Source organism: Amycolatopsis bullii (assembly GCF_014654205.1).
GTDB classification, from domain to species: Bacteria; Actinomycetota; Actinomycetes; order Mycobacteriales; family Pseudonocardiaceae; genus Amycolatopsis; species Amycolatopsis plumensis.
In genome coordinates, this window is sequence record NZ_BNAW01000005.1 from 129,869 (window position 1) to 155,510 (window position 25,642).

Annotated in this window: 28 protein-coding genes; 10 read left to right on the top strand and 18 right to left on the bottom strand. The window is 71.6% G+C overall.

The window, feature by feature from the left end; all coding sequences use genetic code 11:
* Positions 1 to 7 precede the first annotated feature (7 nt).
* A complete protein-coding gene (locus IE317_RS08920; protein ID WP_191308108.1) occupies positions 8 to 2,878 on the bottom strand; it encodes an AfsR/SARP family transcriptional regulator in 2,871 nt (956 codons plus the stop codon).
* 130 nt (positions 2,879 to 3,008) lie between these two features.
* Between IE317_RS08920 and IE317_RS08925 the strand changes: the two genes are divergently transcribed.
* The 4 genes from IE317_RS08925 to IE317_RS08940 all read left to right on the top strand — a co-directional run bounded on the left by IE317_RS08925 (position 3,009) and on the right by IE317_RS08940 (position 4,915).
* On the top strand, positions 3,009 to 3,470 hold the full coding sequence (locus IE317_RS08925; protein WP_191308109.1) for a hypothetical protein: 462 nt from the start codon (positions 3,009 to 3,011) through the stop codon (positions 3,468 to 3,470).
* 19 nt (positions 3,471 to 3,489) lie between these two features.
* A complete protein-coding gene (locus IE317_RS08930; RefSeq protein WP_191308111.1) occupies positions 3,490 to 3,918 on the top strand; it encodes a hypothetical protein in 429 nt (142 codons plus the stop codon).
* Between the two features lie 141 nt (positions 3,919 to 4,059).
* Positions 4,060 to 4,563: a TetR/AcrR family transcriptional regulator gene (locus IE317_RS08935; protein WP_191308113.1), complete on the top strand. Its 504-nt coding sequence runs from the start codon at positions 4,060 to 4,062 to the stop codon at positions 4,561 to 4,563.
* Position 4,564: 1 nt separating this feature from the next.
* Positions 4,565 to 4,915, top strand: a complete 351-nt coding sequence (locus IE317_RS08940) for a hypothetical protein (RefSeq protein WP_191308115.1) — start codon at positions 4,565 to 4,567, stop codon at positions 4,913 to 4,915.
* 484 nt (positions 4,916 to 5,399) lie between these two features.
* Here the strand turns inward: IE317_RS08940 and IE317_RS08945 are convergent, their stop codons facing one another.
* From IE317_RS08945 to IE317_RS08955, 3 genes are read right to left on the bottom strand one after another with little or no spacing between them, the layout of a single operon-like run.
* Positions 5,400 to 5,693, bottom strand: a complete 294-nt coding sequence (locus tag IE317_RS08945; RefSeq protein WP_191308117.1) for a DUF1330 domain-containing protein — start codon at positions 5,691 to 5,693, stop codon at positions 5,400 to 5,402.
* A gap of 23 nt (positions 5,694 to 5,716) precedes the next feature.
* Positions 5,717 to 7,105, bottom strand: a complete 1,389-nt coding sequence (locus IE317_RS08950; RefSeq protein WP_191308119.1) for an MFS transporter — start codon at positions 7,103 to 7,105, stop codon at positions 5,717 to 5,719.
* Complete coding sequence (locus IE317_RS08955; RefSeq protein WP_229902569.1) at positions 7,102 to 7,551, bottom strand: MarR family winged helix-turn-helix transcriptional regulator; 450 nt, start codon at positions 7,549 to 7,551, stop codon at positions 7,102 to 7,104. The genes IE317_RS08950 and IE317_RS08955 overlap by 4 nt, the downstream gene beginning before the upstream one ends.
* Positions 7,552 to 8,186: 635 nt before the next feature.
* Here IE317_RS08955 and IE317_RS08960 point away from each other — a divergent pair.
* Positions 8,187 to 8,354 (top strand): hypothetical protein, encoded by a 168-nt coding sequence (locus IE317_RS08960; protein WP_191308121.1) that lies wholly within the window; start codon positions 8,187 to 8,189, stop codon positions 8,352 to 8,354.
* A 26-nt stretch (positions 8,355 to 8,380) separates the two neighbouring features.
* Positions 8,381 to 9,151 carry an alpha/beta fold hydrolase gene (locus IE317_RS08965; protein WP_191308123.1) on the top strand — a complete coding sequence of 257 codons (771 nt, stop codon included), beginning with the start codon at positions 8,381 to 8,383 and terminating at the stop codon, positions 9,149 to 9,151.
* On the opposite strand, the gene IE317_RS08970 is transcribed toward IE317_RS08965, so the two are convergent.
* From IE317_RS08970 to IE317_RS08985, 4 genes are all read right to left on the bottom strand, one after another.
* The gene (locus IE317_RS08970; protein ID WP_191308125.1) at positions 9,143 to 9,898 is read right to left on the bottom strand and encodes a DUF998 domain-containing protein; all 756 of its coding nucleotides are present in this window, start codon (positions 9,896 to 9,898) and stop codon (positions 9,143 to 9,145) included. The two genes, IE317_RS08965 and IE317_RS08970, sit on opposite strands and share 9 nt — an antisense overlap.
* Positions 9,895 to 10,938, bottom strand: coding sequence for an aldo/keto reductase (locus IE317_RS08975; RefSeq protein WP_191308127.1), 1,044 nt, complete (start codon positions 10,936 to 10,938; stop codon positions 9,895 to 9,897). The genes IE317_RS08970 and IE317_RS08975 overlap by 4 nt, the downstream gene beginning before the upstream one ends.
* 450 nt (positions 10,939 to 11,388) lie before the next feature.
* Positions 11,389 to 11,814, bottom strand: a complete 426-nt coding sequence (locus tag IE317_RS08980; RefSeq protein ID WP_191308128.1) for an ATP-binding protein — start codon at positions 11,812 to 11,814, stop codon at positions 11,389 to 11,391.
* Positions 11,811 to 12,071, bottom strand: coding sequence for a hypothetical protein (locus IE317_RS08985; RefSeq protein ID WP_191308130.1), 261 nt, complete (start codon positions 12,069 to 12,071; stop codon positions 11,811 to 11,813). The genes IE317_RS08980 and IE317_RS08985 overlap by 4 nt, the downstream gene beginning before the upstream one ends.
* 301 nt (positions 12,072 to 12,372) lie before the next feature.
* Between IE317_RS08985 and IE317_RS08990 the strand changes: the two genes are divergently transcribed.
* Positions 12,373 to 13,575 (top strand): PP2C family protein-serine/threonine phosphatase, encoded by a 1,203-nt coding sequence (locus IE317_RS08990; protein ID WP_229902570.1) that lies wholly within the window; start codon positions 12,373 to 12,375, stop codon positions 13,573 to 13,575.
* A gap of 87 nt (positions 13,576 to 13,662) precedes the next feature.
* Here IE317_RS08990 and IE317_RS08995 read toward each other — a convergent pair whose 3' ends face one another.
* The 8 genes from IE317_RS08995 to IE317_RS09025 all read right to left on the bottom strand — a co-directional run bounded on the left by IE317_RS08995 (position 13,663) and on the right by IE317_RS09025 (position 20,040).
* Positions 13,663 to 15,423 (bottom strand): ATP-binding SpoIIE family protein phosphatase, encoded by a 1,761-nt coding sequence (locus tag IE317_RS08995; protein ID WP_229902571.1) that lies wholly within the window; start codon positions 15,421 to 15,423, stop codon positions 13,663 to 13,665.
* The gene (locus IE317_RS44415) at positions 15,423 to 15,671 is read right to left on the bottom strand and encodes a hypothetical protein (RefSeq protein WP_229902572.1); all 249 of its coding nucleotides are present in this window, start codon (positions 15,669 to 15,671) and stop codon (positions 15,423 to 15,425) included. Before IE317_RS44415 ends, IE317_RS08995 begins: the two co-directional genes overlap by 1 nt.
* On the bottom strand, positions 15,668 to 16,054 hold the full coding sequence (locus tag IE317_RS09000; RefSeq protein WP_191308132.1) for an STAS domain-containing protein: 387 nt from the start codon (positions 16,052 to 16,054) through the stop codon (positions 15,668 to 15,670). Before IE317_RS09000 ends, IE317_RS44415 begins: the two co-directional genes overlap by 4 nt.
* A gap of 91 nt (positions 16,055 to 16,145) precedes the next feature.
* Positions 16,146 to 17,195 (bottom strand): fatty acid desaturase family protein, encoded by a 1,050-nt coding sequence (locus IE317_RS09005; RefSeq protein ID WP_191308135.1) that lies wholly within the window; start codon positions 17,193 to 17,195, stop codon positions 16,146 to 16,148.
* 183 nt (positions 17,196 to 17,378) lie between these two features.
* Positions 17,379 to 17,867 carry a hypothetical protein gene (locus tag IE317_RS09010; protein ID WP_191308137.1) on the bottom strand — a complete coding sequence of 163 codons (489 nt, stop codon included), beginning with the start codon at positions 17,865 to 17,867 and terminating at the stop codon, positions 17,379 to 17,381.
* A gap of 175 nt (positions 17,868 to 18,042) precedes the next feature.
* Positions 18,043 to 18,435: an MAPEG family protein gene (locus IE317_RS09015; RefSeq protein ID WP_191308139.1), complete on the bottom strand. Its 393-nt coding sequence runs from the start codon at positions 18,433 to 18,435 to the stop codon at positions 18,043 to 18,045.
* A 46-nt stretch (positions 18,436 to 18,481) separates the two neighbouring features.
* A complete protein-coding gene (locus IE317_RS09020) occupies positions 18,482 to 19,483 on the bottom strand; it encodes a glutamate-cysteine ligase family protein (protein WP_191308141.1) in 1,002 nt (333 codons plus the stop codon).
* A gap of 59 nt (positions 19,484 to 19,542) precedes the next feature.
* Entirely contained in the window at positions 19,543 to 20,040 is a 498-nt protein-coding gene (locus tag IE317_RS09025; protein WP_191308143.1) for a VOC family protein, read from the bottom strand.
* 70 nt (positions 20,041 to 20,110) lie between these two features.
* Between IE317_RS09025 and IE317_RS09030 the strand changes: the two genes are divergently transcribed.
* The 3 genes from IE317_RS09030 to IE317_RS09040 all read left to right on the top strand — a co-directional run bounded on the left by IE317_RS09030 (position 20,111) and on the right by IE317_RS09040 (position 23,670).
* Positions 20,111 to 20,779, top strand: coding sequence for a TetR/AcrR family transcriptional regulator (locus tag IE317_RS09030; protein WP_191308145.1), 669 nt, complete (start codon positions 20,111 to 20,113; stop codon positions 20,777 to 20,779).
* Positions 20,776 to 22,203: a hypothetical protein gene (locus IE317_RS09035; protein ID WP_229902573.1), complete on the top strand. Its 1,428-nt coding sequence runs from the start codon at positions 20,776 to 20,778 to the stop codon at positions 22,201 to 22,203. Before IE317_RS09030 ends, IE317_RS09035 begins: the two co-directional genes overlap by 4 nt.
* 624 nt (positions 22,204 to 22,827) lie before the next feature.
* A complete protein-coding gene (locus tag IE317_RS09040) occupies positions 22,828 to 23,670 on the top strand; it encodes a DUF1996 domain-containing protein (protein WP_229902574.1) in 843 nt (280 codons plus the stop codon).
* A gap of 53 nt (positions 23,671 to 23,723) precedes the next feature.
* On the opposite strand, the gene IE317_RS09045 is transcribed toward IE317_RS09040, so the two are convergent.
* Positions 23,724 to 24,251, bottom strand: coding sequence for a DUF305 domain-containing protein (locus IE317_RS09045; RefSeq protein ID WP_229902613.1), 528 nt, complete (start codon positions 24,249 to 24,251; stop codon positions 23,724 to 23,726).
* A gap of 39 nt (positions 24,252 to 24,290) precedes the next feature.
* Entirely contained in the window at positions 24,291 to 25,631 is a 1,341-nt protein-coding gene (locus IE317_RS09050) for a GH1 family beta-glucosidase (RefSeq protein WP_191308151.1), read from the bottom strand.
* Positions 25,632 to 25,642 lie beyond the last annotated feature (11 nt).

Consider the following 25,642-nt stretch of genomic DNA (forward strand, 5'->3'; position numbering starts at 1 on the left):
CCGGAAGTCACGTATCGGCCAACGCTTCCAGCGCGGCCTGCACCGCGTCGGCCCGTTCGGGCAGATCGATGGCTCGCCACAACTCGGCCGCCCAGCCCAGGTGGCGCCGGGCCGCGACGGCGTCACCGAGTTCGCTCTCCAGCTCACCGAGCCGCTGCCAGCACGCCGCTTCGTTGCTGCGGTCGCCGTTGGCGCGGAAGACGTGCGCCGCGCGCCGGAGGGCCGAATCCGCACGGGACCCGTCGCCGAGTTCCGCGTAGATCACGCCGAGCCGTTGGTCGGTGTAGGCGCCGCAGCGCTCGTCGCTGATTTCGCTGAAGATCGTCAGCGCTTCGATGAGGTCGCGCAGCGCGGCCGGGGTGTCGCCGATGCCCAGGTGGTACCGGCTGAGCGTGCGGAGGATCACCGCCTGCCGGTGCCGGTCACCGAGACGCCGCGCGATCCGCAGGCCCTCCTCGATCCACGGACCGGCGTCGTCGGCGCCCCGGTCGAACGCGATGATGCCGATGGCCGTGCGGACCTGCGCCTCCGCGTGCCGGTGCCCCGCGGCCACCAGGTGGCCCAGCGCCTCCTTGTCGACGGCCAGCGCCGCGTCGAGCTCGCCGCGGACGCGGTGCACGGTGCCCAGGCCGGCCAGCGCGAGTCCCTCGCCGCGCCGGTCGCCGATGGCCTCGTAGAGCTTCGCGCACCGGTGCAGGTCGTGGCGCGCTTCGGCCATTTCGTCGAGGTAGATGTGCACCTGACCGAGCCCCTGCAGCAACGCCGCTTCGCCGTGGGCGTTCCCGGCCGCGACGGTGGCCTCCAGTGCCACCTGGTGGCTGCGGTTCCAGTCCTGGTACAGGCTGCGGTGGTCGTAGTACGGCACCGCGGCGACCGCCAGCTCCCAGGCCGGCTCGTCCAGTCCCCACGCGGCCGCGAGCTCGATCGCCCGCAGCACCGTCCCGCGTTCGGCGTCGAACCAGGCGACCGGGTCGGCGACCGCGTAGTCCGGGGTCCAGCGCGGTGAACGGCCCGGCGTCGGCCGGAAGAGGCTGGGGTAGAACAGGTCACGGGCCTGCTCGGCGAGGGCGAGCCAGGCGGCGAGGACCCGCTCCACCGCCGCCCGGCGCTCCTCGGCCGGGTAACACTCCTGCGCGCCTTCCGCCGCGTACGCGCGCAACAGGTCGTGCAGCCGGTACCGCGGCTGGCCGGCGCGGTCGGTGGAGACCAGACGTACGAGGTAGGCGTCGACGAGCGTGTCCAGCACGTCGTCCGCGGCCGGCCGGCCGAGGAGCGCGCCGATCACCCACGCGGGGAGTGTTTCCGCGCCCAGCAGCCCCAGCAGCCGGAACGCCCGGACGGCCGGTTCGGGGAGCTGGCGCAGGCTCAAGTCGAAGTGGGCCCGCAGGTCGAGGTCGCCGACCCGCAGCTCGCGCAGCCGCCGGGACTCGTCCTCCAGGCGTTCGCGCAGCACCTGCAGGGTCCACGCCCGCCGGCTCGCGAGCTTCGCGCCGGTGATCCGGATGGCCAGGGGAAGCCGTCCGCACAGCCGGACGATCGCGTCGGCCGGCTCCGGTTCCCGCTCGACGCGCTCCGCCCCGGCGATGCGGGCGAGGAGGTCCCGGGCGTCTTCCGTGGACAGCACGTCCAGCTCGAGGTGTTCGGCACCGGCGAGGTCCGCCAGGCGGTGCCGGCTCGTGACCACCACCGCGCAGCCGCCCGACGGGGGCAGCAACGGCCGCACCTGCTGGGCGCCGGCGGCGTCGTCGAGCAGCACCAGCATGCGGCGGCCGGCCAGCCGTGACCGGTAGAGCGCCGCCCGTTCGTGCAGTCCGGGCGGCATGACCGCGTCCGTGACGCCGAGCGCGCGCAGCAGTTCGGCCAGCATCATGGCCGGGTCGCGCGGCACCGCCGAGGTGCCGGCGAGGTCGAGGTGGAGCTGGCCGTGGGGGAACGCGTCGCGGGCCTGGTGGAGTGCGCGCACGGCGAGCGCCGACTTCCCGGTCCCCGGCGCGCCGGCGACGACCACCACCCGGCGCTCGGCCAGCAGGTCCAGCAGCTCGCCCAGGGCGCCGGCGCGGCCGGTGAAGTCCGGGATGTCCGCGGGCAGCTGGGCGACCGGCCGCGGCTCCCCGGCCGAGGTCACCAGGTCGAGTGCCGGATCCGCGCGCAGGATCTGCCCGTGCACGCGCCGCAGCCCCGGCCCGGGGTCGGCGCCGAGCTCGTCGGCCAGCAGGCGCCGGACGTCGTCGAACACGGCGAGCGCGTCGCCTTGGCGGCCGCTGCGGTAGAGCGCGATCATCAGCAGCTCCCGCGCGCGTTCGCGGTACGGGCACTCCCCGACCAGCCGGGACAGCTCGGGGATGGCCAGCGCATGCTCCCCGCGCAGCAGATCGAGGTCGGCGAGGTCTTCCACCGCGCCGAGGCGGTACTCCTCCAGCCGGGCGCGCTCGGTGGCGGCCGCGGGGGTGTCCAGGCCGCCGAAGGCGGCTCCGCGCCACAGCGTCATCGCCTCGGTGAGGTGCCGCCGGGCGGCGGTCAGGTCGCCGTCGCCGCGGGTTTCGCGCGCCCGGGCGAGCCGGGCCGCGAACTGGGCGCTGTCGAGCAGGCCGGGGTCGACCCGCAGCAGGTAGCCGGTGCCGATGGTCTGCAGCGAGCCTTCGTCGAGCGCCAGCGACCGGCGCACGTCGCCGACGTACTTCTGGACGAGGTTGACCGCGCTCCTCGGCGGCTTCCCGCCCCAGGCGCCTTCGATGATCTGTTCGCGGTCCACCCGCTGGTTCGCGTGCAGCAGCAGCACGCCGAGCACCCGGAGCCGCTTGCCGGACCCCACGTCGACCTGGGCCGCGCCGCGCCAGGCCGCGATCGGCCCGAGCACGCCGAATCGAACATCAGGCATGCCAATGCCCCCTCCCCACGGGGAGGGTACCTCCGACCGGCCACGTTCCGTAAGACTGCAGTGCGGCTGCAGTGAACGCTGCCATGCTCCCCGTCGACCGGAATTCGAGCTCGACGAGGGGACACGCACGATGACGGGCAGGACCTGGATCAGGGGAATCGCGGTGGCCGCGGTGGCGGTGCCCGCGGTATGGGCAGGCCCGGCCGGAGCGAGTACGACCGCGTTCCCGAACGACTCGTGGGACATCAGCACCGACGTCTCCCCGCTCGGGCTCAGTTCCGGCGGAGCCGTCTGGAGCAACCGGAGCGCCGTCCTGCAGGGCAGCGTCCAGGACTTCGGCGGCGACCACTCGACCAGGGTCTACTTCACCGCGTACGCCGGTAGCACGAAGGTCGACGGCGACGGGCGCACCGCGGGCCCCGGCGAGACGGTGCCGTTCAAGTTCTCCATCGGGGATCCCGACCGGGTCGGCGGATTCGACCGCCTCTCCATCCAGGTCTGCGAGCTCGGCGCGGGCGGGCCGCAACTGTGCAGCCCCGGCATCAACCTGCACCGGGACGACCTCGGCGAACGCCGGGTCTGGCGCCCGTAACAAGCAAAGGGGAAAAACCATGAGCACCCGGATCCGCACCGTGCTCGCCGGCGCGCTGCTGAGCGCCGCGGCGGTGGTGACGACCGCACTGCCCGCCGCCGCGGCGACGAACCCGTACACCCCGGCCGAGGTGTGCGGCAGCGGCTACCGCGTCATCTCCTCGAAGCCGGCCAAGACCGACGCCGGACGCGAGTACGGCGGCGTCTACCTGCTCTACAAGTCCGGCGGCTACAACTGCGTCGTGACCATCAAGTGGACGTCCATCGGGGTGGCCACCGACACGATGGCCGGGCTGTACCGGGACTCCGAGGACACCAGCCGGAACCTGATCGACCAGGGGAACTTCAAGTACTACGCGGTCGTGCGCGGCTACGCGCCCGACTGCGTCATGTACGCGGGCTGGGTCGGCGACGCCGTCGCCACCAGCGGGTGGGGCTGGTGTGGCTGAACCGGCGTCGCCGGACGTTGCCTCCGCGGTGATCGACTCGCCGCGGAGGCTTTCCGCGTCCGCAGCGCCTTCTCCAGCCCGGAAATTTTTGAGGAACGATTGTTCTTGACTGATCGTTCCTCAAAAGTCTAGGGTCGTGGCATGGGAAGGCAACGGGCGTTCGACGAGGACGAGGTGGTGCGCGCCGCCGTGAGGTTGTTCGGTGGCCGCGCGTACGACGGGGTGTCCGTCGACGACCTCGTCACCCACCTCGGCGTGCACCGCAACAGCCTCTACAAGACCTTCGGCAGCAAGCGCGGTCTCTACCTCACCGCGCTGCGCCGTCACCTCGACGACGACGTCCGGCCGCTGGCCGAAGCGCTCGCCGCGGCACCGGACGCCGCGACCGTGCTCAGCCTCGTCACCTCGGCCGATCTCGGGCTGCTGCTGCTCGCGGTGGTCGAACGGGCACCGGCCGACGAGGAAGTCGCCGCCGAGGTGGCGGCGGCGCTGGCCGCCGTCGATCAGGCCGTCGCCGACGCCCTCGGCCTTTCCCCCGCCCTGGCCGGCGCCCTCACCGCCGCCGCACTGGGCATCCTCCTGCGCGGCAACCCCGGCGGTGTCGCCGCCGCCCTCGCTCCCCGCTTCGACCGACAAGGAAACTGACATGGCACTGGTCCACATCGACGGCGACGCCCTCGTCGTCGTGATCGAAGGTCTCGACAAGCTCTGGGCCCTCAAGAGCAGCCTGACCATTCCCCTGGCCCACGTCCGCGGCGCGACCGCGGACCCCGGCATCGCCGCCGATCCCAAGGGAATCCGCGCGCCGGGCGCCCACGTGCCGGGCGTGATCACGGCGGGCACGTTCCACCTCGACGGCGAAAAGGTCTTCTGGGACGTCAAGGACCCGTCGAAGGCCGTCGTGATCGAACTCGACGACGAGCGCTACGCCCGCCTGGTCCTCCAAGTCGACGACCCGCGCGAGACCGTCACGCTGGTCGAGAACGCCCTGCGCTGAGATGGTCTCCCTGCCCACCGCGGTCGTGCTGTCGGTGGCCGTCGTGACCGCCACCCCGGCCGAGGCGGCCAACGGCTGCGCGCCGCCCTGCTGCTGCCCGGCAGCGGACCCACCGACCGCGACGGCAACCAGCCACCACACTCGGCACCGGCCGCACCGGGCTCGGTGCCTACCGCCACCATCCCGAAGCGCTCGACTACCCGGCCTTCGTCCGGCAGGCGAAAGCCGCCTACGAGTCGTTGCGCGACCAGCCGGAGGGCGACCAGGCCGCCGAGGCGGCCCGCCAGGGTCAGATCACGCCCGAGCAGCGGCGGGCCGTCGATTCGGCGCCACACAACGCACACCGGCGCACCGGGCCGGGTACGACTGTCCGAAGTGGACCACCTGCCGCCCGACGCCGGCCACCCTCGCCCCGGCCGCGCTCGGCGCCCTGCACCGGTTCGCGAGGTGCTGAGGACGGAATCCCGTTTGCGGGCCCGAACGATCAGTCGATGCCTTCGACGATGCGGAAGTCACGCTCGACACCGTCGGCGAGAGCGGCCAGCGCCTCCTGGTAGGCGTCGCTCTCGCGGGCCGCGACGGCCTGCTCGTAGCTGTCGAACTCGACCAGGACGGTGCGCTCGGCGATTCCCTCGTCATGGGCGGCGACCCGGCCGCCGCGGACGAGGGTCCGGCCGCCCGCCGCCCGGACGGCCGGACCGGCCAAAGCGTTGTAGGCAGCCAGTTTTCCGGGGTCGGAAATGGTGCGGTAGACGCTGACCCAGTAGCCCTTGGGCATGGAACCTCCAGTGTCGGAATGACTTATGGGGTGGTCTCGGACGAGCTTCGGCGGGCGAGGGCGAGGCTGATCAGCGTCGTGATCGCCATGGCCCCGAGGCCGGCCAGCGCCGCGGTGGTGTAGGCGCCGTCGTCGGGGAAGAGGTGGCCCGGACCGGTGCCCGCGGCGAGGATCAGCCCGCCGATGGCGCTGCCCAGGGAGTAGCCGACGCTGCGGACGACGTAGTTGAAGCTCATCGCGCTCGACGTCTCGCTTTTGGGGGTGACGGCCAGGATGACGCCGGGCATCGCGGCCGAGAAGCCCCCGACACCGAAACCCAGTACCCCCATCGCCACGAACACTTCGGCCAGGTTCGAGCGGGCCACCGCGAACAGGGCGAACCCGCCGCCGACCACGACGGCGCTGCCGGCCAGGAGCAGGGGGTCGGCGATCCGCGTCCGGACCCGCGGCGTGAGCTTGCCGGCGACGAACCCCAGCACCGAGAACGGGATGAGGACCAGCCCGGCGACGAAGGTCGTCAGCCCGAAGCCGTAGCCCGCGCCGCGCGGCGTCTGCGCGTATCGGGTGACGAGCGTGAGCAGCAGGTACATGCCGATCCCGCCGACGAACATGGCGAGGTTCGCCCCGGCGACCGCCGGGTGCCGCACCGCCCGCACGTCGACCAGGGGTGTCGCGCTGCGCAGCTCGATGACGGCCCAGACGCAGAGCAGCACCACCGCGCCGACGGCGAGGCCCGCCGCCACGGCGAGGTGCCGGCTCCACAGATCCCGTTCGCCGGCAAGGAACAGCACCAGCAGCAGCGCCGCGGCCAGGACGACCGCGCCCGGCACGTCCACGCGGGCAGAGCGGCCTTCGGGGGCTTCGGGCATGGCGCGCCAGGCGGTCAAGAGGGCGGCGGCAGTGACGACCAGGCCGAGGCCGTAGGCGACCCGTAGCCCGCCGAACTCGGCGAGCAGCGCGGCCAGCGGGTAGCCGACGCCGGCCCCGATGATCGAGACCACCGAGATCAGGGCGATCACGGCCGCGCTGCGCGCCTCGGGGAGGTGGTCGCGGGCCACGCCCATCATCAGCGCGGTGAGACCGAGTCCGACGCCCTGGGCCGCCCGGCCGGCCAGCAGCCACCCGAACGGCAGCGGCAGCACGGTGAGCGCGCTGCCGCCGACGACGATCGCCAGCGTGGCGAGGATCGTGACCCGCCGGTGCGGGCCGGCGCCGAGCCGCCCCAGTACCGGCGTGGCGACGGCGCCGCTGAGCAGCGCGACGGTCAGCGTCCACTGCGCGCTGCCGAGCGAGACGTGCAGCGAGGTCGCCACGCTGGTGATGAGCGGCGTCCCGAGGCTGGCAACCGCGGCCACGACCAGGGCGATGAAAATCAGGGCGGGAACCAGCAGCCGCGTTTCCGAACGCGTCACCGCTTCGGCCCTTCGCGTTCCTGGCTTTCGAGCTCGGCGAGATGCTTCAGTGCCGGCAGGGCCGCCACCAGCGCCTCGACCTCGTCGCCGGTGAGCTCGCCGATCAACCGCTCGAAAGCGTGAACGCCCGCCTGGCGCCGGGCCCGGACGTAGGAGGCGCCGGCCTCGGTCAGGCACACCAGCGTGATCCGCTTGTCGGACACGTCGCCCCGCCGCTCGACCAGGCCGGACTTCTCCATCACCCGGACCAGGGTGGTCATCGCGGGCTGGGTGACGCCTTCGACCGCGGCCAGATCGGTGATCCGCCGCGGCCCGGTCCGCTCCAGGGTGGCCAGCGTCGCGGCGGACGTCAGGCTCATGTCCCGGGGAAGGCGCCGAACCGCCCTGGTGGCCAGGCCGTAGAGGGCGGCCCCGATCGCGGCGGACGCACTGTCTTGACGGCTCACGGGCGAAGCATAGCAGATTTATATTCACAGTTTATGCAAATGGCACGCCCGGGAGATGCGCGCCGACCGTCGCGACGGCATTCAGCCGCGGCGGTAGACGCTCACCAGGACGCCGTACTCGGACTCGCGCGGATTGGCGGGAGCCAGGCCCTGCACCACGGACTCGAGATGGTCCCGAGGGCGCGGGCCTGGTCCGCCATCAGCCGGAGCACGCGGTGGAACAGCAGGTGCCCTTCGTCGGCGGGAATCTCTTCGGCGACCGTCGCCGGCATCGCCTTGGTCGCCTCCCCGCCCTCGCCGGTGTCGAACCGATACGTCCGGGCACCGTCCCGGCGGGGCGGCGTCCGACTTCGGCGGTGCCGAGCACGAGGCCCGGTACGCGGTCGAGGCCTGGCGCAACGCCGGCGGCTTCCGCCGGGTCGAGCTGCTCGACGGCGGGGTCGGGCTGGTGCGGATCGCGCCTTCCCTGCCGCCGGTCCACCTGGCCGAATCGTACGTCCGCGCCGCGTCCGCCCTTTTGTCCTCGGCCACCGCTCTCGTGCTCGACCTGCGTGGAGGCCGCGGCGGCACGCCCGAGACGGTCGCGCTCGTCTGCGGTCACGCCCGCCGCAACCCGGCTCGAAGGCCCGATCCGGGTGCTCACCAGCCACGACACATTCTCCGGCTGCGAAGAGCTCGCCTACGACCTGCAGCGCTCGATGCTCGAAGAAGGCGCGGCCTTCTACGACTTCCTCGCCCGGAAAATGCCCGCCCTGCTCGACGAATGGCACGCCCACCGCGACCGTCACGAGGGCGGCCGCTGACGCACCGACAGAAAGGTCGCCGACCCATGCCCGCCCACCTCGAGGTCCCGGCCGCCGACACTCGCCTGCACACCATCCACACGCCGGGCGGCGAACCCGGCGTGGTGTTCCTCAACGGCGCCTTCGGCACCACCCGGGACTGGGACCGCGTCGTCCACCGGCTCGCCGGGAAGTACCGCACGGTCCGGTTCGACGCCCGAGCACGCGGCAGGTCGGGCACCTCGGACGACTACTCGGTCCCGGCCGCCGTCGACGACATCGGGCGCGTCATCCGGGCCACCGGCCTGGAACGCCCGGTCCTGGCCGGCTGGTCGCACGGCGCCACGCTCGCCGTGCGCTACGCGGCCCGGCACCCGGGGCAGGTCGCCGGCCTGGTGCTCGTCGACGGCGCCTACCCGATCAGCATGTCCGACGCGGCGGGCCGGGACAAGGTCCGCGCCCAGTTCCGCCGGCTGGGCTGGATCATGCGCGTCCTCGCGAAACTCGGCCGCTCGGCCCGCATGTCCCCCGCCGAGGCGGCGGACGTGGTGATCGGACTGGACGCCGTCAACGGCGAACTCGGCACGGACTTCGCAGCCCTGGACTGCCCGGCCGTGTACGTCATCGGCAGCGGCGCCCACCCGGGCACCACGGAGGAGGAGATGAGCACCCTCCGCGCCGCCGCCGATGACGCGACGACGGAAAACCCGCGCGTGTCCGTGTATGCCACCACCGCCTGCAACCACGTGCAGGTCCTCCGCAAGGCACCCGACTCTGTGGCCAAGGCGATCGAGGCGGTCGTGGACCGATCACACTGATTGCGCCGTTCGATCGCTCCGGCGGACGCGGGTCGGTTCGGACCTGGTTGGGCCGGGCTTCGGGAGGTCGGCGCCGGGCCGCAGAGCGGCGACGAGGCCGCGGCCGAGGACGACGTGGCCGATCATGATCGGGTAGATCACCGCCCGTTCGAACAGGCCGATGTTCCACGCCCAGCCGGTGAACACGTCGGCCATGAACACCCCGAACGCGACCAGCCCGAAGACACCCAGCACGATGCTCGCGACGCGGCGGCCATGACCCAGCCCGATCCGGGACGCGTTGACGCCGACGACGATCGCCATGACGTTCCCGGCCAGCATCACGCCTTGCGCGCCGTAGGTGTGGAACGCGATCAGTCCATTCGCGACGTTCGCGTTCGAACCCTGGAAAATCCCGATGAGAGAGACGCCGGCACCGGCCAGGATCGCCAGTGCCACGATCGCGATCGGCCGCGCTCCCCCGCGCAGGTCCAAGGTGAGCAAGGTGCCCGCGATCAGCAGGATGCCGTAGAGCACCCAACCGGTGTCCATCACCGCCCCGAGCGGGGAATTCCCGACCTGTCCGAACGCGACCTGGCTCGGACCGGTCAGGCCCAGGTGGCTGACCCAGTTGTAGAACGGCGAGTAGTGCGGCTCCTGCCACGCCGACGCCGTGATCAGCTCGGCCGCCCACGACACGAGCGGACCGATGAAGAGCAGGACCGCTCCGGTGCGGACGGCGCCGCCGGAGCGCACGATCGGCGTCACTTGAGCGCCATCCCCGGGACGCGGGCGCGGATCGCGTCCATGGTCGCCTCGTCGGAAACACCCTGCCAGTCGTACCGCGGCGTGTAGGGGGCCGTGAGAGCACGGACGTCTTCGTCGGTGAGCTCGACGTCCAGCGAGGCGATGGCGTCGTCGATCTGCTGCGTCGAACCGGCGCCGACCAGCGGGGCGGTGACGACCGGCTGGCGGTGCAGCCACGCCAGCGCGATGGACGCGCGGCTCACCCCGTGCGCGGCCGCGACCTTGCCGACCGCGTCGATGATCGCGCGGTCCGATTCGGCGGACGAGTACAGCAGATCCGCGTACGCCCCGTCGGTGTCGGCGCGCGCCGTCGACTTCGCGTCGTCCCACGCGCGCGCCAGGCGGCCGCGCGCCAGCGGGCTCCAGACGATCGTGCCGACGCCTTCGTCCAGGCACAGTGGGATCATTTCGCGTTCTTCTTCGCGGGCCAGCAGGTTGTAGTGGTCCTGCATGGACACGAACCGGGCCCAGCCGTGCCGCTCCTGCAGGTGCAGGGCCTTGGCGAACTCCCAGGCGAACATCGACGACGCACCCAGGTACCGCACCTTGCCCGCCTTGACCAGGTCGTGCAGCGCTTCGAGCGTTTCCTCGAGCGGCGTCGCGTGGTCGTTGCGGTGGATCTGGTACAGGTCGACGTAGTCGGTGTCCAGCCGCCGCAGCGAGTGGTCGATCTCGGTCATGATCACCTTGCGGGACAACCCTTTCCCGTTCGGGCCGGGACGCATCGGGTGCCGCAGCTTGGTGGCGATCACGACGTCGTCGCGGTCGGCGAAGTCCTTCAGCGCGCGGCCGAGGATTTCTTCGCTGGAGCCGTTGGAGTACATGTTCGCGGTGTCGAAGAAGTTGATGCCCGCTTCCAGGGCGTGCTTGATCAGCGGCCGGGCGTCTTCTTCACCCAGGGACCAGACGGGGTGGCCGCGGTCGGGCTCGCCGTAGGTCATCGCGCCGATCGCGACGGGTGAGACGTCCAGGCCGGTGGAGCCGAGTTTCACATAACGCATGGGAGATCTCCTGAGAGGCAGAACTCGCGGACAATCCTCCGCAAGTGCTCTTCAAACTAGCGGAGGATTCTCCGCGAGTCAACGAAGGCCTCATCCTCGCCGCCTGCATCCACGTCAAGTACCGCCTCCGCGACGCAGCAAGCTGGTCCGGCCAGGTATCCCGCCGGCGCAAATCACAGCGACCGCAGAAACCAAGCGTGCTGGGCATGTCGTTCGCGTTCTTCTCGATGATCATCCCGCTGTACGCGATGGCGTTCTTCCTGCCGACGATCGTCAAGCAGCTCGGGCACTTCAGCACGGCGCAGATCGGCTTGCTGACCGCGATCCCCTACGTCTTCGCCGCGCTCGCGATGGGGGCTGCTGGCGCGCAGCTCGGATCGCCGCGGAGGCTTACCGCGCGCACTCGATCGGCAGCCCCGGCCGAGGCGCCGGGCCACGCTGCCGCGGCCGTCACGGAAGCGGCCGGTTGCCGCACGTCCAGGTCATGGTCACGGTGGTGCCGGCGGCGCTGGTCTCGACCAGGGCCTGATCAGCCAGGCTGTGGATCAGGGGCAGCCCGCGGCCACCCAGGGGGCGGGCGCGGGGAACGGGCTGCCAGCGGCCGTGGTCGCGGATGGTGACGGTCACGGCGTCGCCGTCTCGGCGGGCGTGCAAGGTGAAGGTGCCCGGGCAGTCGGGATAGGCGTGAACGACGACGTTGGCCATCGCTTCGTACACGGCGAGCAGCAGGTCCTGGACTCGGCCGGGTGGCAGACCGGCGCCGGGGGCCCAGACGGCGAGCTGGTCACGCGGCGGGGCCAGCCGGCCCGGCTCGGCGGGCACGTCCCGGCGCTGCAGATCCCGTGCGGTCGCGGTGTCGTCGGCTGAGCAGGTCATCGCGCGCGGGCTGCGGCGAGCGCGTCCGCGCAGCTGGTGAACACGGGGAGCGGCCGGTCCATCCCGGTCAGGTCGATCACGAGCACCGGAGGCCGGCGGGCGAGGGCGGCGGTGACCGCGTCGGCCGCTTGCCCGGCGGTGAGCAGATCGACATCCCCGGCCGCGGCCGGGACCAGCGCGGCTGCGGACCCCTCGTCTCGCAGGGATAGCCGCAAGGCGTCGTCGAGCTGCGTCCGGTCGGCCACGTCGTCGTTCACCGGCTCATGCCCGCTCTGCTGGCCATTGACCCGGTCCTTTCCCTGCCCACACGAACACCGCGGGGCAGCCACAGGAGACGGTGACCCGGATACCTGGGCTTCGGACGAGCCAACCCACGACGTGCCTCGGCACGAAGCTCGCCGAGCAGGACCCGGGCCCGGGCTGCGTGGTGGCCGGATGGGCCGTGCGGACCAAAGCCCGATCGGACGGCTCGCGGCGCCGGGGGTCTTGCGTCCGCGCAGTGACCGGTGATGTGGTTTGGTGGAGTCCGAGTGGTCGGAGGTGGCCGTGGACGGTGGGGTGCTGGGACCGAGTGATGTGCTGGCGGCGGCCGAGACCGCCCCGCCCGTGGAATCGGTCGAGGTCGTCGCGCGCGACCTGGCGAAGCGGCTGGGCGCCTTCGACGTGTCCTTCCTGCTGGTCGACCTCGTCGAGGAACACCTGGTGCGGCTGACCTCGACCGAACAGGACCCGGACGGGCGCGCCCCGGAGCCGGTCGCTCTGCCCGAAAGCGTCTACGAGAAGGTGCTGCGCACGCAGCAGCCGTCGCGGGAGCAGATCGAGAGCGGGGTGCGGGCCGTGCTGCCGGTGACCAACCGCGGCGACTGCGTCGGTGTCCTGGAGGCGACCGTGCCCTTCTGCGACGAGGAGGTGCTGGCCCAGCTGGGGCAGGCCGCCCACGCGCTGGCCTACGTCATCGTCACCGACCGCCGTTTCACCGACCGCTACCACATCGGCCGGCGCACCACGCCGATGAGCCTGGCCGCGGAAATCCAGCACCAGCTGCTGCCCTCGGCGTCCTGCTGCGAAGCGGCCCAGTTCACGATCGCCGGCGCCCTGGTGCCCGCCGACGACATCGGTGGCGACACCTACGACTACTCCCTCGACCGCGAGACCCTGCACCTGTCGATCACCGACGCCGCCGGGCACGACGTGGCCTCGGCACTGACGGCGACCCTGCTGGTCGGCGCGCTGCGCAGGGCCCGCCGAGCCGGTCGCGACCTGGCGGAGCAGGCGCAGCAAGCCAACCAGGCCCTGCTCGACCACGGCGGCGAGGTAGCGCTGGCGACCGGCCTGCTCCTGCGCGCCGACCTGCAAACGGGGCAGGTCGAGCTGGTCAACGCCGGACACCCGTCCCCGCTGCTCCTGCGCGACGGCGTCGTGAAGCCGGTCGAGCTGGAATCGGATCTGCTCTTCGGGATCCGGCCGTACCCGTACCGGGTGCAACGGCTGGACCTGCGCCCCGGCGACCGGCTCGTGCTGCTCACCGACGGCATGTTCGAACGCGACGCCGCCGGCGCCGACCTGCCCGCCCTGATCCGCCAGACCGCCGGACTGCACACCCGAGAGCTGGTGCGGGCCGCGACCGCGGCGGTGGCGCACGCGTGCCGAGGTCACCTGCAGGACGACGCCACCGTGCTGTGCCTGGACTGGCACGGAACCGAGCGCACCGAACGCCAAGCCGACAACGGCGCCGACATGGACACCGCCTCGCCCGAATAGCGTCTCGGACCACTGAACGCGAGATCTGCCGCGACCACCGGCGGCGGGAGGACCAGTCCGTCGCTCGGGCGCAGGGTGACCAGCCGGTCAGGCGGTGTCGTCCTCGCCGTGGGCGCGGTCTGCGGTTGCGCCGGGAAGGGTCCAGGTCAGGGTGACGGTGGTGCCGTTGTCCCGGTGGATGGTCGAGGTGTGGTCGGCCAGGGCGTCGATCAGCAGATGGCCGCGCCCTCGCAGCGTGTCGGTGACGTCCGGGGCCTTCCAGGTGCCGTAGTCGGTGACGGTGACCGTCACCTCGCCGCGGTGACGTTCGCCGTGCACCTCCAGGGCGCGGGGCCGGGGCTGGTCGCGGTAGGCGTGTTCGACGGAGTTGGACATGGCCTCGTAGCTGGCCAGGACCAGGTCTTCGTGGCGCTCGGCGCTCATGCCGAGGCCTGCCGCCCACCGGGTCAGGCCGCTGCGCAGCCCGGCGAGCTGGTCGACGGTGGCGTCGGCGCGTTGGTGGAATTCGGCCGCCGGGGGGGCGATGTGCCGGTGGACGTGGATGAGTGCGATGTCGTCGTCGTGGCGGCCGAGGGTGAGCTCGGAGATCAGCTCGTCCCACGCGGTCTCCAGGTCGGCCGCATCGAATACGCGGGTGATCCCGTCCAGCAGCCATTCGATGCCGATGGTCAGGTCCCGGGTGCGGCTTTCGACCAGGCCGTCGGTGTAGAGCACCAGGTCCATCCCGGGCGGGAAGGGCGTCGTCCGTTCGGGGAACTCGGCGCCCACGCCCAGCGGTGGGGCCAGCGCTTCCCCGATCTGCTGGGTTTCGCCTTGCGGCTTGATGAGGATGGCCGGGAGGTGGCCGGCGTTGGCGTAGGTGAGGATGCGCTGCCCGGGATCGTGCACGGCGTAGAAGCACGTGACGAAGCCGGCATCGGCCAGTCCGGCGGTCAGCTGGGAGACGTTGCGCAGCACCTCGGACGGAGGCAGTTCGAGCAGGGCGTAGGACCGGATGGCGGTGCGGATCTGGCCCATGATGGTCGCGGCGGTGACTCCGTGGCCGACGACATCACCGATGACGAAGGCGGTGGCTCCGGAGGTGAGCGGGATGACGTCGTACCAGTCGCCGCCGATCTTGCTGCCGGTCGCCGCCGGCAGGTACCGCGTCACCACGTCCGCTCCGGCGACCTCGGGAACGTCCGGCAGCATGCTGCGGGACAACTCGGTGACCAGGGTGCGTTCGCGCTCGTACAGCCGCGCGTTGTCCATGGCGACGGCGGCGTAGCGGGCGATGCCTTCGGCGAGGAACTCGTGGCGGTCGGTGAACCGATCCGGCTGCGGGTGGCCGAAGAAGAAGCCGCCCAGTACCTCTTCGGTCGTCGGGCTGGTCACCGGGACGGCGAGGTAGCTGCGCACCGGCAGGTGACCTTCGGGCAGCCCGTAGTAGGGCGCGTTTCGGCCGAAGCGGGCGTCCTGGGTGATGTCGGCACTGCGGAAGGTGCCGACACCGTCGAACGTGGGAGCGAAGACCGCGTTGTTGCGGGGCATCGGAAACCGGGCGAACGCCTCCCGCGGCACCCCGGAGATCGTGTACAGGGTGTAGGACTCGCCCAGTTCGTCGACCAGGTTGTAGAAGAACGCGCCGAACGCGGCACCGGTCGCTTTCGTGGCCGCGTCGGTCGCGTCCTGCACCATCCGGCCGAGGTCGAGCTGCGCGGTCAGTTCGCGTCCCACCGAGTGCATCAGGTCCAAGACGGCCGCTTCGGCCTGCAGTTCCCGGATCAGCTCGGCGACCGGGCCGGTCACCATGGCGGCGCCCTCCACGAGGGTCCGATGGCGGTGGCCGACCGGAGCGGTGGCGAACATCAGCACACTTGCCCACGGCTGACGACGCCCACCGCCGCGGACACCGTCACACCGGGCAGCAGGTCGTCCAGCACCGCACGGCCGGGAACGACAACGGCCGGATCCCGGTCCGGGTCGCCTTCGACCAGACGATGCAGCCGAGTGCCGTCCAGCTGCTGGATCTCGACGTCGACCCGGTCGCCGTCGCGGTCGACGAAAGCGCCGCGCAACGCGTCGACCAGGTCATCGAATCCACTGTGGCCGGTCACACGCGATCCAGTGCGGCCTCGAGCGTGGGAACGATGACCAGTTCGTCGGTCAGTCGCGTGAGCTCGAGCGGCCGCAGCGTGATCCGTCCCGTGGCCACGATCCGTACGGTCATCGACGTGCTGAGGCGGTGAGCCCGCACCAGTTCCGCCATTCCCGCCGATGCCAGGAAGTCGACCTCGGTCAAGTCGATGACCAAGACCGAGCCGGCCAGCCGCTGCGCACGGTCGACGAGCTGACGGACCTTCGGCGCCAGCGTGAGGTCGAGAGCTCCGGTCACCCGCAGGACGAGCGCGTCGCCCAGCGTCTCGAGCTCCACTCCGTTCGCCTCGCCACCGGCATTCCCCGTCGGCTCCCCGGTTCCCGAACCGTTCGTCTCGAACATGCTGCAATTTTGCCTCGACCCGGCGGCACGTGCAGAGCAGACCGGAAGTGGCCGGTGTCCGGACAGGGAGCCGGCGCAATGGCGAGCCACTTCAGCGCGCGGGGGCACTCTGCTCGCGGAGTGGTGTGCTGACGTCGTGCAGGTGCTGCAGGACGAAGGAGTAGGTCTTCAGCAGTCCGCATTGGGCGTAGTCGATCCCGCGGTCGGCGCAGAACTGCCGCACCAGGGGTTGCGCACGGCGCAGGTTGGCGCGCGGCATGCTGGGGAACAGGTGGTGCTCGATCTGGTGGTTGAGCCCGCCGAGCGTGAAGTCGACCCACCGCCCGCCGCGGATGTTGCGGCTGGTGAGCACCTGCTTGCGCAGGAAGTCGAGCTTCTTCCGGTCGGTGAAGGTGGGCATGCCTTTGTGGCCCGGTGCGAACGAGCATCCCATGTAGACGCCCCACAGTCCTTGGTGCACGGCGATGAACGCGACCGCCACCGGCGGAGACAGCACCACGAACACCGCGCCGAGGTAGATCCCGAAGTGCGCAGTTAGCAACGCCGCTTCCGGCCACCGGGCCTTGACGTCGCCGCGCCACACCGCGCGGATGCCGGCCGCATGCAGGCTCACCCCTTCCAGGAGCAGCAACGGGAAGAACAGCACCGCCTGGTGCTTCGACGTCCAGCGCACGAACCCGCTCTTCTCCGCCGACTGCCCCCGGGTGAAGGCCAGCAGCGGGATGTCGATGTCGGGATCGTCGCCTTCGTGGTTCGGATTGGCGTGGTGCCGGCTGTGCTTGCCCATCCACCAGCCGTAGCTCATGCCGACGACGGCGCCGAAGGCGTAGCCGGCGCGGTCGTTCGCCCGTCCGCTGCGGAAGATCTGGTTGTGCCCCGCGTCGTGGCCGAGAAACGCCACCTGAGCGAACGGCACCGCGAAGAACACCGCCGTAGCCAGCTGCCACCACGAATCGCCCAGCACCGCGAACACCACGCACCCGACCACCAGCGCGAGCAGCGTGAGACCGATTTTCACCGCGTAGTAACCGTAACGACGGTCGAGCAAACCCTCAGTCCGCACGACGCGCATCAGATCGCCGAAGTCGTTGCGCGACGTCGCGCGGGCGCCTACGTCGAGGTTCACCGGAGACGTGACCATCAAGCCCCTTTCCCCATCCTGCGCCGCCGGGAGTCGGGGCGACCTCTCATCCCTGCCCGCCCCAGATTCCCCGCACCGCCTGGGCTAAACCAGACCGGACTGAGAAACAAGCTGGGCTGGTCACCGCGGAGGGCTTGCGCGTTTGCCCGAAGAGCCGCGCGCACTCCGGACCATGCGACGTCCTCACGCGTTCCTCGCGACGAACGCCCGCAGGCCGGCCTCACGCCGGAAAGGCTCCAAGGTTTGCCGCTGGCTCGCGGCGCGGGTGAGCAGCTCGTCGAAGTCCGTGCCCGGCAGCCGTTCCCGCAACCCGGCCAGCTCACCCAGCGTGTGCCACAAGATCTTCTTGCCCTCGATGCCCATCGCGAGCCCCTCCAGCTCCACGAACCGGCTCAGCGGCGAGTACGACACCCACCGGCCGTTGTGCTTGAGCCGCCCGATCCGCTCGGCGGCCGCCGCCAGGACGACCTTGGCCGGGTTGGGCCGGACCCCGAGGGTGCGCATGATGGCCTCGAACGTGCGCACGTCTTCCGCGATCCCGTCCGCGACCCGCGCCAGCGCCTCGCCCAGCTCGGTGCCCTTGTTGTTGTCGCGCGCGCGGCGCGCGAGAGCCCGCCAGGTGACGCCGAGGGCGAGCTGGTCGCGCAGGTAGACGGCCAGGTAGTCGGTCATCGCGCTCCGCCTTCGTTCGCGGGCCGCCGTCGGGATGCCCCGGCGCCCTGGACGTGGGACAGGTGGCCGCCGAGCGCTCCACCGTGTCCGCCATGAGCCCCGGCTACCCGCGCAGCCACCGGTCAATCCCGGTCGACGACGGTGCGCGGGCCGCCCACCGGGCACCGCCGCCGCGTCACAACGTGCTCACCAGGGTCACGGCGAGCGCGACCCCGAACAGGTAGGTGCCGGACGCACCGGCCACGCGCAGCGGGGTGGCCTCGGCCACGGTCCGCGTCCTCAGCATCCCGACGGCGTGCGCCAGCCGCGCGAGCGTCGCCCCCACGACGAAGACGAGCGTCCACGACGGCGCCCGGGCCGCGTCGAGGACGAACAGGACGAGCAGGGTCGGGATGTACTCGATGGCGTTGCCGTGGGCGCGGATCGCCTTGTACAGCGGGTCGGCCGGGTCGCTCGGGGCGAAGGGGGCGCCGGTCTTGGCGCCCGCCACCCGCAGCCGGGTGACGTTCCCGCCGAGGACGAACACCAGTGCCGCGAGGACGGCGGCGCAGATCAGGGCCAGGGTCATGGCGGTCTCCGTTTCGTGAGGCGTGTTCCGTGAGGTGAGGAATGGACTACCGCGGCAGGAAGCCGCGGGGCATGCGACGACGGCCTGCCGCCGCGATGCCGAGCAGGGCATCGGTTTCGGGCACCCGGCCCCGGGCGGCCAGCGACCACAGCTCCGGCATCCGCCCGATGCCCGGCAGGAGCAGCTCCAGCGCCGCCCGGCGGGCGGCAGGCTCGAGCAGCAGGACGGCCAGCGTCGTCACCGCGGTCGCGATGCGCTCGGGCGGCTGGGCGTCCAGGTAGCGCACCTCGAGGTAGCCGCCGCGCGGACGGACCGGCGGGAACAGCGTGCTCAGGTGGTAGGCACCCGCCGCCGCTTCCGGGATCGGCAGGCGCGCGGCGGCCGAGGCGAACGCGGTGTACGCGCCGACCGGGTCCGCCGGGTCGAGGTGGCGGCCGTCGTAGCCGGTCCGCGACGGGTCGATCCCCTGCCAGATCCGGGTGCGCGCGCCGGGCATCCCCGCGCTCGCGCCGTCCAGCCGGGGCGAGTTGGCGAACGCGGCCGTCAGGGCCGGTCCGGCCAGGTTGGCCACGAGCCACTGCTCCCGCCCGGCGGCCCCGCGCTGCAGGTCCACGGCCACCTGCAGCGACGCGGTCAGCCGCATCATCCGCCTGCCGTCCGGGCCGGCCCGGTCGAACTGCCGTTGCATCGCCAGGTAGCGGGCGGTGGTCAGCCGCAACGGCACCTGCGCGCAGCAGCGGTCCGGATCGGTCCCGCTCGCGGTCAGCGTCACCCCGGCGGACGCGGCCAGCGCGGCGGCGTGCGCCAGCAGCTCGCGCAACGCGCCCACCAGGTCCGCCACCGACGCCCGTGGCGGCGGGCTCAGCTCCAGCTGTCCGCCCGGCTCGAAGCTGGGCCTGGCCGCCTCGGTGAACCGCCGGTCGAACAACGCGGCCAGCACCCGCGGCGGCACCGCCGAACCGTCCGGGAACGCGGGAATCAGCTCCGCCTCGGCTCCGACGCGCCACCCGCGGCCCGGCCGGAACATCCGCCGCACGACGTCGTCCAAGGGCTCAGCCGCACGACGCGGCCGGTCGGCGACACTCCGGTGGCCCGGCATGGCGGCGCCTACTCGGAGGGGCGGTCGGCGAGGTAGGACGGCTCACGGCGGGCCGCCGTGGCGCGAGCGTCGTCGACCCGCCGGATCCCGGCGTCGCCGGCGTCGGTGTGGTGTTCGGTGGTGTAGAAGCGGATCTCGTGGCCGTCGGGGTCGTGCGTCTTGGGCAGGATCCAGCCGATCGTGGCGAAGTGCACCCCCGCGTGGGTCTCGCCGAGCCGGGTCAGCCGGGCGGCCAGGGCGTCGAGCGCCTCCTTGGTGGGGACACCGATCGAGAAGTAGTCGAACCCGGCGGCGGCTTCCGCGCGCTCGGGATCGAGCCGCAGCGCGAACATCGGTCCGCCGTTCGGGTGCGTCATGGTGAGGCCGGTGACCGTGCCGTGCTGGACGAACTCGGTGGTGACCCGGTACCCGAGGCGCGACTCGTACCACGCGCGGGACCGGTCGAGATCGCCGACCGGCAGCTTGAGGTGGTGAACCCCGTCGAGCAAGGGTGCGGCGGTGGTCATGGCCCGTCCTCCCGGTGGAAGCGGAAAGTAATTGCAGTCAGACTGCACTCTTGCAGCTATACTGCATCCCATGAGCGAGCCCGTCAATCCCCCGCCGGCCGACCTGCGCGCCGCCCGCGTCGCCGACACCGAAGAACGCATCCTCACCGCAGCCCGCGAGCTCTTCGTGCGCGACGGCTACGCCGCCACCACGCTCAAAGCGGTCGCCGACGCCGCCCGGGTGGGGCACCGCACCGTCTACGTCCGCTTCGGCACCAAGGCCGACCTGCTCAAGCGGGTCGTCGACGTCGCCATCGTCGGTGACACCCGGCTCGTCGACCTGCCCAGCCGCGACTGGTACCAGCTCGCGCTGAACGCCCCCACCGTCGCCGAACGCCTCGCCCTGCTCGCGGACGGGGTAGCCGCCCTGATGGCGCGAGCCGGAGACGTCTTCGCGGTCGCCCTCCAGGCCGAGCCGGTCGAACCGGCCGTCGCCGAGGCCGCCCGGGCCGGGCGGGCCGCGACGACCGAATCGATGCGCGCGTTCTTCACCAAGCTGCACACCGACGGGCTGATCGCCGGCCCCGCCGACCTCGGCTGGCTCTGCGACACGGCCGGCGCGCTGAGCCACAACCAGACCTACCTGCTGCTCCGCGAGACGCTCCGCTGGGAGCCCGGCCAGTACCGCGACTGGCTGTACACCACTTGGACCCGGCTCGTCACCGCCGCGTCCGCGCCGGCCGAGGACGGACTTCAATGACTGATTCCCTTGCTCCGCAACGAAACGACGTACTCGGCACCCCGCCGGTGCGCCACGGCTTCACCGACGGCGACCTGCGCGCCATCGGCCGCGCCGCCGCCGCGGACGCCTGGTCGCAGGGCATGACGGTCCACCGGCCCGAGGGCTCGGTGGTGCCGATCCCGCTGATCTGCGAGCCGCAGGTCCTCCCCCGCACCACGCTCCGGTCCCTCGCGGCGGAGGCCAAGACGATCCTCTCGGGGGCCGTGAAGCTCGCCCGGCACCTCGTGCGGGCCGGGGACCCGCGCGACCGCGAGGCGCTGCTCGGGCCGTTCCACGGGCTCGAACGGGAGGCGATGCGGAAGCTGTTCGCGGACGCGCCCTGCCCGGCGGTCCTGGCCCGGGTCGACTTCCTCGTCCCCGAAGCGGGCGGCGCCCCGAAAGCGCTCGAACTCAACACCACCATCCCGGCCATGCAGGCCTACGCCGATCTGGCGGCGCACGGCTGGATCCGCGCCGCCGCCGCGAGGCGCGGCCTGCCGCCGTGGCTGGCCGACGCCCTCGTCGCCCGCTGCGGCAGCCACATGGAAGCACTGCGCGAGACGCTCGTGCACTTCTACCGCGTGCGCGGCGGCAGGCGGGAGCACCCCAGCGTCGCGCTGGTCGCCCGCCCCGGCGACGCGCAGCTCGCCGAACAACGCCGGCTGGCCGAGCACTTCCGCCGGCGCGGCCACCACGCCGAGACGCTGGTGCCCACGACCTGCGCCCCGGAGGAGTTCGACGTGCTGTACCGGCACGTCTGGGCCCACCGCACCCCGGCCGACGCGCCCTTCGCCCGCGCCCTGCTCCGGCCGGAGTCGTACGTCCTGGCCAACCCGGTCAACGGGCTCCTCGAAGCGAAAGCCCTCTTCGCCCGCCTTTCGGAGTGCGCCGAGGACGAACGGCTCGCCGAGCGGGCCGGCCTGGACGACCGCGAGCGCACCGCGGCCCGGGCGCTGCCCTGGACCCGCCGCCTCGACGCCGCCCTGGTGCCCCGGCTCCTCGCCGAGCGCGAAGGCTTCGTGATCAAGCGGAACTGGGACTACGGCGGGAAGTCCGTCTCGCTCGGCGCCGAACTCGCCCCGGAGGACTGGGAACGCCGGGTCCGCGCCGCGGCCGCCGATCGCGAAGGGGGCGGGTTCATCGTCCAGGAACGCGTCTTCGCGACCCGCGCTCCCGCCACCCGCGTCGTCGGCCCCGGAGCCGAGGAGCGCGGCGTCCTGTACCGCGACATCTCCACCTACACCGGCCTCCTCGATGTCGCCCCGGGCGGCAGCGTGGTCCGCGCCGCCGCGAACCCGGTGGTGAACATCCTCGGCGGCGGCGGCCTCGCGCCGGTCGTACCGGAGGACGTGCTGAACGCCCTGCGGACCGCCGACCCGGCGGAAGCCGGTCAAGCTTCTTGACGTCGCCCAATCCGGGCGGTTTACTGTCAATTGTCTCGATGGAACCGGTTCCGCGGCCGCCACCTGGAACGCTCCAGCATCTCGGGTTGGGTTGATGCTCCACTGCTCACCTCACCCGAATGGATCACGACCGACCAGGTGGGCCCGATGAGATCAAAGACGTTCTCCCGACCACGACGCGCCTCAGCGCCACAGCACCATCGACCGCGGCATTGCCGCGGGACCACTTGCTCCACGCCACGGTTCGACCGTGCCCGCCGGCGCGAGCGGTAACACGACTCCTCGGTATTAGGCCGCGATTTTCGCGAGCGACATCGAACGGCGTCCACGCATCCGAGACAATCCGCGCTGCCACGGCGCCGATTTCCCGTGCCATCAAAGCGCACTCGCAGCGCCTGTTCACCAGTTCGACGGCAAAACAAGGAGATCCGTATGCGAAATACGCCAGATCGAGCCAATGGTTGGCGACCTCGACAATTCCGGCTGCGGACCCGGGCCGTTCTCACCACTGCCCTCGCTCTTGCGCTGGCCGGAAGTACCGCCTTCGTGGCCGGCGCGAGCGAACCCCACCAACCGGGCTCCGCCGGAGCTTCGGGTAGCTCCGTCGCGGCGGAGGCCGGCTGGGTGGATGTCGACCAGGCCCGGTACCAGCGCGAACTGACCGACTACCAGCGCATCGTGCCGCCACCGGTGCCGGCCGGGACGACGAGGGTCGCCGAGTTCCACACCGACTGCACGATCGCGAACGAAGCCAAGGACGATGCGATCGTCTTCCCCCGCCTGCCCGGCGCCTCCCACATGCACACGTTCTTCGGGCCGAGGAACGACGCGTTCATGACCACGGAAACCCTCCTGGCCGCCGGATCGACGACGTGCAACTCCCCCGGTGACAACGCCGCTTACTGGGTACCGCAACTGCAGAGGAACGGGGTGGCCGTTCCGTTCAAGAGCATGCGCGTCTACTACGGTTCCCGGCTCCCCGACCCGTCGGCCGTCCGGCCGTTCCCGCCCGGGCTGGTGATGGTGCAGGGTGACGCCAAGCTGCAGGTGCCCACCCAGAAGGGCCAGGGAAACCAGTTCTGGTGCGCGGGCAGCGCCGAGGTCGGGCGGAGCGCCGACGGGAACTGGCCGGTCTGCGCCCCCGGCGGCAACCTGATCTACCAGCTCGTGTTCAAGGATTGCTGGGACGGCAAGCACATCGACTCGCCCGACCACAAGTCGCACATGGGTGACCCGGTCGCCGGCAAGTGCCAGGGGAACTACCCGGTCGCGGTGCCGAACCTGTCGTACATGGTCAACTACGACATCCTGGGCGGCGACGGCCTCGCGCTGTCCTCGGGAATGGCGTCGTCGATGCACGGTGACTTCATGAACGGCTGGGACCACGTCAAACTGGCCGCACTGGTTAAGACCTGCCTGAACCAGAACGCGAAGTGCGGGACCACGCCGAGCTTCACCGGCGGCTGAGAGCGACCGCAGGCGGGCCGCCGTGCCGTCCCGATCGGGCGGCACGGCGGCCGCTATTCGACCAGCGCGGACAGCCGGCCCTGTTCTTGCAGGACTCGCGCAGCGAGGCTCACGGTCTGCGCCTCTTTGCCGGACGACTTCTCACCGAGCGCCAGCCGTTCTTTCTGCTCCAGGTGATCACGCAGGCACTTCTTGAAGTAGCTGTCGAAGTCCGCCTCACGCAAGGCGCCGGCCTGCGCGACCTGGTCCGAGGAGACCATCCCGGGCATCTCCATCCCCTTGTGGGGGTTCTCCGCCGGGAGGCCGGCCTGATCGTGAAGCCGCCGAAGATCCAGCAGCTCCGCTTTCGTCGAGGCGTCGGCTTCTTTACCGAGGTCACGGACGGCTGCCGTTCCGGTGCGGCTGTCGACAAGGCCGAGCATCAGAACGAGCTGCTCGTCCATGGCTATGCTGATCTCGATCCAAGCGCGGTCCGTAGTGGTGAACGACGACGCCGCAGCAGGGCTGGAGGCATTCGCGGACGGATTTCCGGAGTGACTGTGCGTCCCGGTGGCGCAACCGCCCACGAATACCATGACCATGATGCTCAACCCACGAACAATGCGCATGTCTCGTCGCCCTCAAAAGCGATTTCGGTGCTCGGCGATGAGTTCGGCGTAGAAGTGACCGCTGGCTTTGACGGTCCGGAGCTGCGTGCCGTAGTCGACCCGGACGAGGCCGAACCGCTTGTCGAGGCCGTTGTCCCATTCGAAGTTGTCCAGCAGGGACCAGGCGAAGTAGCCCTTGACCGGTGCACCCGCCTCGGCGGCCGACGCGACCGCCGTGAGGTGCTCCTCGAAGTAGGCGATGCGGTCGTCGTCCTGGACGGAGCCGTCCTCGGCGACCTTGTCGTCGAACGCGGCACCGTTCTCGGTGATGTAGATGGCTTCCGCGCCGTAGTCGTCGTGCAGCCGGTGGATGAGGTCGGCCAGTCCCGGACCGTGGATTTCCCAGCCCATGGCGGTGGTACCCGCGCCCTCCGCCGGCACCTGCCTGGCGAAGGGCGCGGGGCCGGTGGGGTCGTCCTCGACGATCTGGCGGAAGTAGTAGTTGAGGCCGTGGTAGTCCGTGGGTGCCGCGATGACGTCGAGGTCGTTGCCGAGCACGGGCGGCTCGACGCCGTAAACCTCGAGCATGTCGGCCGGGTAGCCGCGCCCGTTGGCCGGGTCGAGCCACCACCGGTTGACGTGCCCGTCCATCCGCTTCGCCGCGGCGATGTCCTCGTCGCGCTCCGAGGCGGCTTCGATCCCCGACAGGTTGCAGACGAGGCCGATGTTCGCGGGGCGAGCGGCGTGCGCACGGATTGCTTCCACCCCGAGCCCGTGGGCCAGCAGCAGGTGGTGCGAGGCGGGCACGGCCTGCTTCAGATCCTTGACGCCGGGAGCGAACCGGCCCTCGAGGTAACCGAGCCAGGCGGCACAAAGCGGTTCGTTGATGGTGCTCCAGTCCCGCACCCGGTCGCCGAGCCGGGCGGCGACGACCGCGGCGTACTCCGCGTAGGCGTAGGCGGTGTCGCGCTCGGGCCACCCGCCCGCGGCCTGCAGCGCCGAAGGCAGGTCCCAGTGGTACAGGGTGACGAACGGGCGGATCCCGGCTTCGCACAAGGCGTCGACGAAGCGGTCGTAGTGGTCGAGACCCCGGGGGTTCACCTCGCCGCGGCCGGTGGGGATCACCCGCGGCCAGGCGATGGAGAAGCGGTAAGCGTCCAGCCCCAGCTGCTTCATGATCGCCAGGTCCTCGGGCCAGCGCCGGTAGTGGTCGCACACGACGTCACCGGTGTCGCCGTTGTCGATGGCACCGGGTACCCGGCAGAAGTCGTCCCAGATGGACGGCAGGCGGCCGTCGACGTCGACGGCGCCCTCGACCTGGTACGCGGCGGTGGCCGCACCCCACACGAAATCCGCGGGCAGGGAAAGCTTCAAGGCAAAACCTC